Source organism: Chryseobacterium sp. SIMBA_028, from assembly GCF_046535285.1.
Lineage (GTDB): Bacteria > Bacteroidota > Bacteroidia > Flavobacteriales > Weeksellaceae > Chryseobacterium.
Window position 1 is genome coordinate 1 of the sequence record NZ_JAWRWZ010000372.1, and the last position, 265, is coordinate 265.

Consider the following 265-nt stretch of genomic DNA (forward strand, 5'->3'; position numbering starts at 1 on the left):
CTGTCCGGCGGGCTGCCCGCGCGGAGGAGCTTGCCCACCGTCACGGAGTCATGGCGATCGCCGGTGATGAGGAGCCGGATAACAACCAATTGGCTACCAAGGGCGCGGGGATGGTCATCCTCGGCGTCAAGCCCGTGGGGATTGCGGACCTTGCCCGCGAGATCAGCCCGGCGCTGGCTAAGGACACCATCGTGGTCAGTGTCGCGGCCGCTGTTTCCATCGCCCAGCTCGAAGCGGCGTTGCCGGAGGGGCAGCCCGTCATCAG

At 67.5% G+C, this 265-nt stretch carries 1 protein-coding gene; it reads left to right on the forward strand.

Going from position 1 to position 265, the window contains the following annotated elements:
* Positions 1 to 265 (forward strand): pyrroline-5-carboxylate reductase family protein (locus SCA31_RS23810; protein ID WP_410699474.1); only part of this gene is annotated, 265 nt, incomplete at both ends.